Source organism: uncultured Porphyromonas sp. (genome assembly GCF_905372525.1).
Lineage (GTDB): Bacteria > Bacteroidota > Bacteroidia > Bacteroidales > Porphyromonadaceae > Porphyromonas.
This window is the reverse complement of the sequence record NZ_CAJPPN010000027.1, coordinates 20,208-30,262: the sequence shown is the minus strand read 5'-3', so window position 1 is coordinate 30,262 and position 10,055 is coordinate 20,208. Positions and strand designations below refer to the sequence as shown.

General features: G+C 57.4%; 10 protein-coding genes. 5 read left to right on the top strand and 5 right to left on the bottom strand.

Annotated features, from left to right (window positions below; all coding sequences use genetic code 11):
* The first annotated feature begins 147 nt into the window (after positions 1-147).
* The 3 genes from QZ170_RS06240 to QZ170_RS06230 are packed head-to-tail and all read left to right on the top strand — an operon-like array spanning position 148 to position 4,271.
* Positions 148-765, top strand: coding sequence for a TetR/AcrR family transcriptional regulator (locus QZ170_RS06240; RefSeq protein WP_297178731.1), 618 nt, complete (start codon positions 148-150; stop codon positions 763-765).
* 58 nt (positions 766-823) lie between these two features.
* The gene (locus QZ170_RS06235) at positions 824-2,965 is read left to right on the top strand and encodes a TonB-dependent receptor (RefSeq protein ID WP_297178729.1); all 2,142 of its coding nucleotides are present in this window, start codon (positions 824-826) and stop codon (positions 2,963-2,965) included.
* A gap of 31 nt (positions 2,966-2,996) precedes the next feature.
* Entirely contained in the window at positions 2,997-4,271 is a 1,275-nt protein-coding gene (locus QZ170_RS06230; protein WP_297178726.1) for a hypothetical protein, read from the top strand.
* A 123-nt stretch (positions 4,272-4,394) separates the two neighbouring features.
* Here the strand turns inward: QZ170_RS06230 and QZ170_RS06225 are convergent, their stop codons facing one another.
* Genes QZ170_RS06225 through QZ170_RS06215 form a run of 3 tightly spaced genes read right to left on the bottom strand, consistent with a single transcriptional unit; the run spans position 4,395 to position 5,405 of the window.
* Positions 4,395-4,598 (bottom strand): hypothetical protein, encoded by a 204-nt coding sequence (locus tag QZ170_RS06225; RefSeq protein WP_297178723.1) that lies wholly within the window; start codon positions 4,596-4,598, stop codon positions 4,395-4,397.
* Positions 4,588-5,070 (bottom strand): N-acetylmuramoyl-L-alanine amidase, encoded by a 483-nt coding sequence (locus tag QZ170_RS06220; protein ID WP_297178720.1) that lies wholly within the window; start codon positions 5,068-5,070, stop codon positions 4,588-4,590. Before QZ170_RS06220 ends, QZ170_RS06225 begins: the two co-directional genes overlap by 11 nt.
* Positions 5,067-5,405, bottom strand: a complete 339-nt coding sequence (locus QZ170_RS06215; protein WP_297178718.1) for a hypothetical protein — start codon at positions 5,403-5,405, stop codon at positions 5,067-5,069. The genes QZ170_RS06220 and QZ170_RS06215 overlap by 4 nt, the downstream gene beginning before the upstream one ends.
* Positions 5,406-6,760: 1,355 nt before the next feature.
* Between QZ170_RS06215 and QZ170_RS06210 the strand changes: the two genes are divergently transcribed.
* Together QZ170_RS06210 and QZ170_RS06205 are read left to right on the top strand one after the other, a co-directional pair.
* Positions 6,761-7,159 carry a helix-turn-helix transcriptional regulator gene (locus QZ170_RS06210; protein ID WP_297178715.1) on the top strand — a complete coding sequence of 133 codons (399 nt, stop codon included), beginning with the start codon at positions 6,761-6,763 and terminating at the stop codon, positions 7,157-7,159.
* Between the two features lie 701 nt (positions 7,160-7,860).
* A complete protein-coding gene (locus tag QZ170_RS06205) occupies positions 7,861-8,496 on the top strand; it encodes a hypothetical protein (protein ID WP_297178712.1) in 636 nt (211 codons plus the stop codon).
* 132 nt (positions 8,497-8,628) lie between these two features.
* Here QZ170_RS06205 and QZ170_RS06200 read toward each other — a convergent pair whose 3' ends face one another.
* On the bottom strand, positions 8,629-9,216 hold the full coding sequence (locus QZ170_RS06200) for a nitroreductase family protein (protein WP_297178709.1): 588 nt from the start codon (positions 9,214-9,216) through the stop codon (positions 8,629-8,631).
* A gap of 24 nt (positions 9,217-9,240) precedes the next feature.
* Positions 9,241-9,921 (bottom strand): M15 family metallopeptidase, encoded by a 681-nt coding sequence (locus QZ170_RS06195; RefSeq protein ID WP_297178706.1) that lies wholly within the window; start codon positions 9,919-9,921, stop codon positions 9,241-9,243.
* Positions 9,922-10,055: the final 134 nt, after the last annotated feature.

The window sequence follows — 10,055 nt, the reverse complement described above, 5'->3', positions numbered from 1 at the left end:
GGACTGGGGAGATTGGGGGCAGAGGGTAGGTAGGTCTTTGAACGAATGAATACCGAAGGTTAGGTATTGCCCCCGAGCAGGAGGGACGATACCTTTGCAGGACAATAATCTATAGGACTCTATCCACCTAAATACGGCATATCACAGATGAAAGGATCGCAGACCAAGGAGCTCATACTTGAGCATGCCCGAGAGCTCTTCCTCGAGCTCGGCTACGAAGGTGTATCCATGCGCATGCTTGCCTCCCGCTGCTCCATCAGCCTCGGACTGATCTACCACTACTTCGTCAGCAAGGATGCCCTCTTCGCCGATGTCGTCCGTCCGGTCCTCCAGACTCTGGAGTATGTCCTCGTGGAGCATAACAGCGAGGGGCAGTGTAGCGAGGCTATCTTCGAGGACGTCGAGCGGGGTCAGTATCAGATCTTTCTCCTACTGATCACTAAGTACCGCCGTGAGCTACGACTCCTACTGATGCACGCTACGGGCTCGCCCTATGAGCACTACGAAGAGGAGTTCGTAGCGAAGAACTACCAGCTCGGCAAGACCTACCTCCGACGTATGGGAGAGAAGTATCCCGAGATGCACACCGACCTCTCAGAGCAACTGATCAAGATCAATGTGGAGAACTGGCTACACGTCCTGAAGACACTCCTCGATGAGCGTCTGAGCGATGGACAGAGGGCGCAGATCCTACTCGAGTACTTCGCCTTCACCACCGCTGGCTGGGAGCGTCTCCTGCGAGGCTTGCTCCCCAAGCTGAAGTGAGCCGAGAGCCCCTCACCCCCACGAAGAGAGTGAACACAGCAAGATACAAGTTCAATATATGTACCCCACCTATCAGAAAATCCTCCTATGTAGCGGGCTCCTCGCCCTCAGCCCCCTACTCACCTCCTCCCCCCTCAGAGCACAGAGCGACAGCACTGCCCTCCGGGAGCGGAGCATCCGGGAGGTCATCGTCTCGGCCAAGAGCAAGGAGCGTAAGCTCCATGAGAGTGGCCTCCCCGTCTCCATCATCTCCGTACGTCAGCTACAGGGTACGGCCTCGAGCATCGACGACGTCCTAGCCCGTACCGCCGGTATCACGATCCGCCAGACCGGCGGGGTGGGGAGTAGCTCCCGCCTCTCCGTACGTGGCCTCGAGGGTAAGCGTGTGGGCATCTATATCGATGAGCAGCCCATCGGGGAGCTCTCTGATATGATGAGCCTCAATGACATCCCCATAGACATGATCGACCATATCGAGGTCTACAAGGGTATCGTCCCCAACAAGCTCGGGGGAAACAGCATGGGCGGTGCGGTGAATATCGTGCTGAAGGAGTACCCGCCCTTCTACCTCGATGGCTCGTACGAGGTCGGTTCGTTCAATACCCATCGTCTGAGCACAGTACTCAAGCGTCACGACCGGGCGACAGGGCTCACCTATGGTATAGGGGGTGGCTTCACCTACTCGGCCAATGACTATGAGATGAGCCTGCCCCAGCGGCAGGGACTCACTGTACGTCGTGAGCACGACCACTTCCGCAAGATCCTAGCCGGGGGATCCATCACTGCCGACGAACGCTGGGGACTAGAGCGGGCGAAGCTAGAGTTCTTCCTAGCGAATACCTACCGAGAGCTACAGGGCATCGTCACCCCAATAGACTCCGCATACAACCACAACCTAAGCATCGGGACGAGTCTCCTCATCAAGCGTCGGCACTTCCTCCTGCCCGGGCTGGACCTAGACAACGAGCTCTCGGGGGTCTACTCCTACGGTGGGCTGAGGGACAGAGCTACCTCACGGCGAGACTGGGATGGGACACCCCTGCCCCCGACATCGCCCTATGGGGGGGAGCTGCAGAACCTTCCCTCCGATGGGCGCAATAGATCCTTCTACGCAGCCGACAAGCTCTATATGACCTACACCCTCTCGGGGCATCAGGCGCTCTCCCTCTCCGCCCGCCTCGCGGCCACGATAAGCCGCCCGAGGGATGACTACCAGCGGGAGCAGATGCACTACGAGGCGAGCCACCCCGGGGATGTCCTTAGCCTGACCCTAGGGCTGGGGCATGAGATCTACGCCCTAGGAGACCGCCTCCTCTCGTCTCTGACGGGGAAGTGGTACTACTACAAGACCCGAGGCGAACAGCCCTCCTACTTCGGCTCCAGCACCTTCGTACCGGTGAGCTCGGCCAAGGGGGACTTCGGCATTGGCGAGGCGCTCCGCTACCAGCTCCTGCGCCCACTGATGGTCAAGGGGTCGGTAGCCTGGGAGCTACGCTTGCCCAGCAGTGAGGAGCTACTAGGTAATGGATACCTGATCCTACCCTCGACAGCTCTTAGCCCCGAGCGTAGCCTCTCGGCCAACCTCGGCTTACTCCTCCAGTCCAGCTACTCCTACGGTAGGACGGAGGTGGAGCTCAATGGCTTCTACAACGACGTACGCGATATGACTCGTCTGGTCTCTGCGATGGGACCCGCCCTGCAGTATATCAACTTCGGCCAGATGCGTTCCTTCGGGGTCGAGGCTGAGGTCAAGAGCGACATCACCCCCTGGCTCTACCTCTACGCCAACGCTACCTATCAGGATCTCCGAGATACCCGTCGCCTAGAGCCCCGATCCTCTCGCCCTAACCCCACCTATGGCAAGAGAATGCCCAACATCCCCTACCTCCTAGGGAATGCTGGGCTGGAGCTCCACTGGGTGGATCTCTTTGGCTTCGCCAAGGGAGCCAATACCCGCCTCCTATGCGATGCCTCCTATGTGCACGAGTATTTCTATGACTTCGAGGTCTCTCGCTTCCAGGAGCGACGTATCCCCTCCACCTTCAGTCTCGACGCAGGGCTGGAGCAGAGCTTCGGCAATGGTCGCTGGACGGTCACGGCGAAGGTCAAGAACCTCCTAGACCGAGACCTCTACAGCGAATACAACCAGCCCCTGCCAGGGCGTAGCTTCTCCCTCAAGCTACGCTACCTCCTCAAGTAACTCTATCATTCACTCAATAAGTAATACATCTATGAAGCAAGTAACACGTGCCCTCTGTGCCGTAGGCCTCGGGCTCCTGACCCTACTGTCCTCCTGTGACAAGAGGAACAACCGCCCGACACCTCCCTCCCCCAACCCAGACGAGGTGACCCCGCTGAAGCTCCCCGCACACCTCCTCTTCCTCACCACCGTCACCGGGGGCAACGGTACACCGAGTGCCTCCTACCTCATCAGCACGGGGCGGATGATCCCCGGGAAGTTCACCAACGCCAATGGGCTCCCCCTAGAGGTAGGGAATACCCCCCACTACTGGGGGGGACGGATCTACACCTTCCCCGGGATCATGGGTTCGACCAAGAGTGAGCTCGGATGCTACCTAGAGCAGGTCGATCAGACCTACCGAAGGGTGGGCGCACTGTCCGTAGCGGGCGCAGCAGCGACCACGGCTATGGCTGTCCTCAGCAAGGACAAAGCCTATATCTCCAACTGGGGAAGCGGTACGGTGCAGGTCATCAATCCCCTCACGCTGAAGGCCTCCAAGACGATAGACCTCAACAAATATGCCCATGCAGGCGCCCTGGTTCGTCCCTCGGCTATGGTACTACGTGACGGGCTACTCTATGTCGGGCTTTGCCAGCTCAACGCCCAGTGGCAGACCGTGAAGGATCAGGCCGACATCGCGATCATCGACACCAAGACAGACGAGCTACTCAAGGTCATCACCGATACCAAGCACAAGCTCACCTTCTGCTCTCGTCCTATTGACCCGAACTCCATGTTCGTCGATGAGCAAGGGGATATCTACGTCAATTGCCTTGGGTCTATGGAGGATCCTCTACACCCAAATGAGAAGGCAGGCTTCCTTCGCATCAAGAAGGGCGAGACCGACTTTGACCCCTCCTACATGCTGAGGACAGCGGATAGCAAGCCCGAGGGTGTCGCTCACAACGTAGACTTCTTCTCCTCCATCGCCTATCTGGGCAAGGGTAAGGTGCTCGCTCTGGCAAGCATCAATAAGCTTGACCCAGATCTGGCGAAGAACATGTACATGGCTTATGTCCATCGCCTAGCCCTCGTAGACCTCCAGGCGAAGACCATCCAAGTCATCGGAGACCAACCTGCATCTACAGCGATGGCTATAGGGGTCACCTACGACGGTAGTAGGTATGCCTACTACAGCTATACGAGCAAGGATAAGCAGGGCGTCTACCGCTACGATGCCCAGACCGGCAAGCTCGATCCCGAAGAGCCCTACATCACCACCGAGGGCTCCGTCACGGGTATCCGCTTCATCCCCGCCAACTGATCCAGCGGATACACTCTATAGCGAGAGAGGCCACACCCAAGCCCTAGGGCTCGGATGTGGCCTCTCTCACTGTCTATAGAGCGGACCTGTAGTCTGTCGGAGGTCGCTTGACCTCATGTCCCCCTAGCGGTGGTAGTGGTAGTCGATCCCGAAGAGTGCGCCTGCGAAGGTCATCACCTCCCCATAGGCCACGAGGACACTGGAGTGGATCTCCCCCGGAGGGCGTACGAAGAAGGCGATCCCAAGGAGGCTGATCCCGAAGATACATAGCCCTACAGCCACCCATAGCTGTAGTCTCGTGCTCGGCTGCTTATCGTCAGGCATCATACACCTCCTTTCCTTCGCTAATGAGGCGGTAGGCTCGCCGTGCATCGAAGCAGGGGCACACCTTGATCCATTCGTGTGGCTCTATCTCGCCGTCCCCATCTCTGTCGGGGCTGAGGTCTCGGTGCCCGAGGATAAGGCTCCGAGGAGCTAAGCGGTGTAGGCGGGAGAGCAGGAGCCTGAGGGAGCGCTGCTGTGCCTCGGTACGGGTATCTGCGGGTCGCCCCGTAGCGTCTAGTCCACCTTCGTAGCAGACGCCCCAGCTGCAGGCATTGTAGCCAAGGGCATGTGCCCCCACTTCGTCTAAGGGGCGTAGGGGGATAATGCTTCCCGATCTACGGACGTAGAAGTGGTAGCCTGCTCGTCTAAAGCCTCGAGCCCGATGGTCACGCTCCAGCATCTCCTCCGTATAGTCCATCGTACAGCGTGTGGCGCTACAGTGCACGACGATGTAGCGAATATTCACCTGTCTCATCGCCGTCTCCTCCAGTAGCTATAGCTCACAAGTCCCGCGAGGGTAAGGGCGGTGAAGAGGATACCCCATAGGAAGGTCTTCACACGGGCAAAGAAGCCCACTGCGCTGCCCCTACGGAGGGTCTTGAGCTGGGTGTGCGTGCTCGTCTCATACCTTCTCATGACACTGTCTTCCCGGAGGCTGGACTGCATCCCCTCCTGACGGGTCATACGTCGGTGGTAGTAGAGTAGGGGGAGTAGCTTCGTGGGTGCCGAGCTATCGCCCTGTAGGGTCGTGGGGAGGGGGAGTGGGTAGAGCCCTAGGAACTCCTCCTCCGTCTCACTCTGCGTCTGCATCGTGGTGTGGGCTGCGTGTCGGCTCTGCAGGCTGTCACTGTGTCGGGCCTGTGTACCCTCTGTTGTGACTCTCGGGGCTCCACAGCCGAGGGGGGAGGCAGAGGATGACGAGGAGTGCCAGCCGAGGCACGCATCCCATGCTCCCCACGGCGGAGCCAAAGGTGTCGTGATACATAGTAGTGTATAGATAAATATATAGATAGAGTATAGAGCTACTCCCTGAGTGGGGCTCCCTAGGGGACGCTTCCCGAGGATGAGCCTCGGGCGCTAAGCTTCGGTGGACCTTCTAGGGGGTAGGAGAGCGCCCCGGAGGGGAGAGGGTGGGGTGTCCCACGGCTCCCTCTAGGGCGGATGTGCTTTGGGGGTCGGTGTCGCCCTCTAGGACGCTCGGCGAAGGAGCACACGAGGGGCACACGCTAGGCGGGTAGATAATGCGCCTGGCTTAGTGGGGCTTAGAGCCCATGTCTCTGCCTATCGTCTCGGGGATAGGCTTTGTCTCGGAGTGTACCATAATAGATCTGTATATATAAAAAGTATAGCTACGTGTCTCGCTCTGGGCTTCGTCCCGTGTGTCCCTCATGCGTGTCCCTCGGGACACCCTTGGCTGGGGTCGTGTGTAGGGGCTGGACATCTACCCATCGTCTGACTGTGCAAAGGTACGAAGGCTCCAGACACGAGCCACCACCAGCTCGATGACGATGATCAGTTAGCCCCTCTCCGACCTCGCTCACACCCCGATACTGTGGGCAAGGAGCATCAGCGAAAGAAACTTATCCACATCCGGTACGGAGTATAGCTCGTCTCCGTGCACATAATATCTTCTAAATGGATGAAGTAGATGCTTTTAGAGTCAAGGGAGGAGTCTCTCTGAAGCCTCTCCTCCTCTCCTTCTTTTTCGCCCCCCCCAATCTCCCTGCTCCCTCAAGCTCGATGGCGTGGATACTTCACTGAGCAAGCCCCAATAGAATAAGAAGGGGCTGGAGGTTGGTGTATACTAGGCCCTTAGGGAGAAACCCCAGGTGGAAGGGGTAGGTATATAATCGGGGTTTGCTATTCAAATGAAAAGCTTTATCTTCATGGGAGAGGTGTAGTTTATGCCTTGGTTATTGGATGATTTATAATGAGAGATCGGATGAAACAAAATTATGAAGTACAAAGAGCTTCATCGATTACTTCGAAAGCACAGCTGCTATCCAACGGGGGCAAGCATTGCGGGACATCCTGAATGGTACAGCCCTATTACAGGCGATACTTTCCCACAAGTAGTCATGAAAGTAAAGAAGTCGCTATAGGGACTCTTAAGAAAATAATGAGGGATGCAGGGCTTTAGCTCTATCCCCTAAATGACAACGACAATGAAGACAGTGACTGCCCATATCGAGTGCAACAAAGATGGATTCTACTCCGTCTACGTACCAGAGGATCTTCCCTTTGGTTTGCTAGGCGAGGGGGATACCGCCGAGGAGGCAAAGCAAGACTTTCTAGCCGTATACGAAGCGATGCGAGAGGCTCATAGAAAGCGTACGGGAGAGGATATAGAGCTTCAGTTCGATTTTGTGATGGATGCCTCTGCCTTTCTACAGCAGTACAAGGGCATCTTCACCTTGGCTGGCCTCTCGAGACTTACGGGGATCAACAAGGCTCAGCTCTCACAGTACGTCTGTGGTACACGGCGTCCCTCCCCTCGGACACAAGCGAAGATCAAGGAGTCGATACAAGAGCTCGCTAACGAGCTTAGTCGGGTATTTATCTAACCCTATTCTGAGGATAGCTAGGGTCTAGGATTGGGGAGCCCCAGTCCTAGACCCTAGTTGCTCTTCAGAGGGGTGGTGCGGCAAGGCTGACGCATGAAGTCTCTATAGTGCGAGGGCAAGGTCGTGAAGGTGTATACTCCGAAGATAGAAATATCCGTGCCCTAGGTGTAGAGACCCCCAGCGTATCCCTCCTACCTAGGAGGGATGAGTATACTCGTGTGTACACAACTGTATACCCACGTGTACACAACAGTATACACGCGTGTACACTACCTCGCTCTAAATATATCCCCCATAGGGCTCGCTTGTATGTCTATTCCTCGGGAATAATGCCTAAGATCTTTAGGGATGAGCTAAGGCTCCCCCTAGGATATGAAATCATACCCCGAAGATCCAAAGGCAGGAGTGTGCGAGCGAGATCATGCGTCGGCCCTGGGTGGTGTGGGGGGATCATTCGCCTGATTATTTGTACTTTTGTAGAGGAAAAAGGGAAGCCATAGACCTTGGCTAATCCCCTCAGCCACACAAGTAAGAGACCGGTCGCGTGATGCGATGCTCCCCTCCCCCCAAGCTGTCAAGCCCTAATGCCCTAAACCCACCGATACACCAAGTCGGTACAGGCACTTCAGATTAGGACTAGGGAGAGAGTACGCCTGCCAGCGGCCCATAAGACGTTCGTTAACTAAGCACAAAGAATCTCAATGAAGAAGTATCTACTAGCGCTCCTAGCTCTAGCCAGTATCTCCTGTGCCGACCTCGGCGCACAGCGTGTCATCCCCCTAGAGAACTCCTCGGCCTATGAGGGGCTGGAAGACCTCCTAAAGAAGGAGGCCGTCTACCTACAAGACCAGAGCTCCCTCCTGCCTAAGTATGAGGGGCAGTGGACGGGAAGCTATGCAGGACATAAGATCATCGCTACCATCACCCTACAGCGCAAGCACGAGACGGCAGCGACGGAGGAGGGAACACATCCCCTCTTCGCAGACCGTCTCCTCCTCTCCTATCAGGTGCTGGACGGATCGGGCAAACTCATCCTCGACACCGCTAAGGAGCCTAGCCTACAGGGCGAAGGAGGCTCTCTGGAGGTACAGCGTGAAGGGGGAAAGTCCGGTGCAAAGATCCTAGAGGAGTCCTACGACTTCACCCTACCCCTAGATGACAAGGGCACCTGTATCTTTATGAAGGCTGTCCTGAGCCGAGACCTCAAGGAGCTCACGCTCATGATGGCCGACGTGGTCATCGCTGCCGATGCAGGCGACTGTCCGGACTACATCCCCGGGATGGAGGAGAGCTGGGTACTCACACGCACCAGCCCTATGCCCTCGGCTAAGAAGTAGCCACGCCCCAACCCCTAGGAGTGCCCCCTTAGGAGGGCGCTCCCCTGGGAGGTATAATAGAGCTCCCACACGAAGATTCGGTCTCGTGTGGGGGCTCGCTATATCCAGGGGTGAGCTATCCGTCCCGCCTAGCTAGAGGAAGACGTCTGTACGACGACTCTTCGGGGTACGGGAGGGCTGGTTCTCGTCCTCGGGATCTCGTCTACCGAGGGCTACGGCGACGAGGGGACGGTACTTCTCGTGTCCAAGAATAGCGTCGTAGGCCTCGAGCTCGATCCCCTCCATCGGTGTAGAGTCTATACCCATCATGGGAAGGGCTGTTAGCAGGACTCCTAGGGCGATATAGACCTGTCGCTCCATCCAGCTACGTACGCCCTCCTCACCCCGTGGGGCGATCTGACTTCGGTAGAAGCTCTGCGCCCCCGTCGTGAGGGTAGGGAGGCGCTCCTCCTCGAAGGTCTGGATACTCCGATACACGTTGAGGACGATGATGTGGCTGGCCGTCTGGACACGCTCCCGATTGCTCATCGAGTGCTCCGAGAGACGTGCCTTAGTCTCCTCGTCCGAGAGGATGTCGAAGGCCCACGGCTGGGAATTGATGGAGCTGGGGGCAAGGCGGAGTATCTCTCGGATCTGCTGCAGTTCCCCCTCGCTGAGGCGAAGGGTCGGGTCGTAGTGCTTCGTGGTGTAGCGCTCCTGTAGGATCTTGAGGATATTCATTGATAAATACTAAGCTATGTGATACTAAAAGTCTAGTAGGCGGTAGCGTCGTCGCACCTCGGGCATAGACATGCGCTCCTGGTAGTGCCACCACTCTTTGTCGTAGGGACGGAGGCCTACAGCGCTGAGGATACGTCGCATCAGCGCCCTATTGGCGGGCACGTCGGGGGCGAATATCCCTGCTCGGGCTCGCTCCTGCTCCTTCCCTAGGTGCGCCTCGGAGCCAAAGTGGTCGAAGGGGCTCCCCATATCTAGCGCTCTCCCCCGATCGTCTACGATGGTGAGGTCTACCGCCACTCCGTAGTTGTGCCGTCCACCTCGTCGGGGATGCGCCACATAGATGCGCTTGGGGGTACCTACGACCTGCTCGTACATACGGCGCTGGGCGCTTAGGGGGCGGGCAGCGTCGTAGATGAGGAAGCGGTAACCGGGATGCTCCTGCTCTAGGCGCTCTTGGGCACGGGCAAGAGCCTGAGCGAGGTTGGGGTGTAGATAGGCTTTGCGTAGCGAGCCGTACATGTTTGCGCCCGTGAAGTTGTCCCGAGTGGCATACTTGAGTTGCACCTGGATGCGTGGTGCGACGAGCTGCACCTCGATGAGCCCATGAGCACGCATGAGGCTATCGTAGTTCTGTGCTCGGAGTATACCTCCAGAGAGAGCGAGGAGAATAAGTAGGCCGAGGTAGAGGGTTTGAAGGAGGCGCATGAGGGTCTGTAGTTGCTCGTGTCTGGATCGGATACCCGTGGCTAGGTGGGATAGAGGGGTTTGTTCTATGGGAAGTGGGGTGGGGTGTGGAGGTCGGAGTTATATGCAGAGCAAGGAGGGGGTGAGGGGTGGAC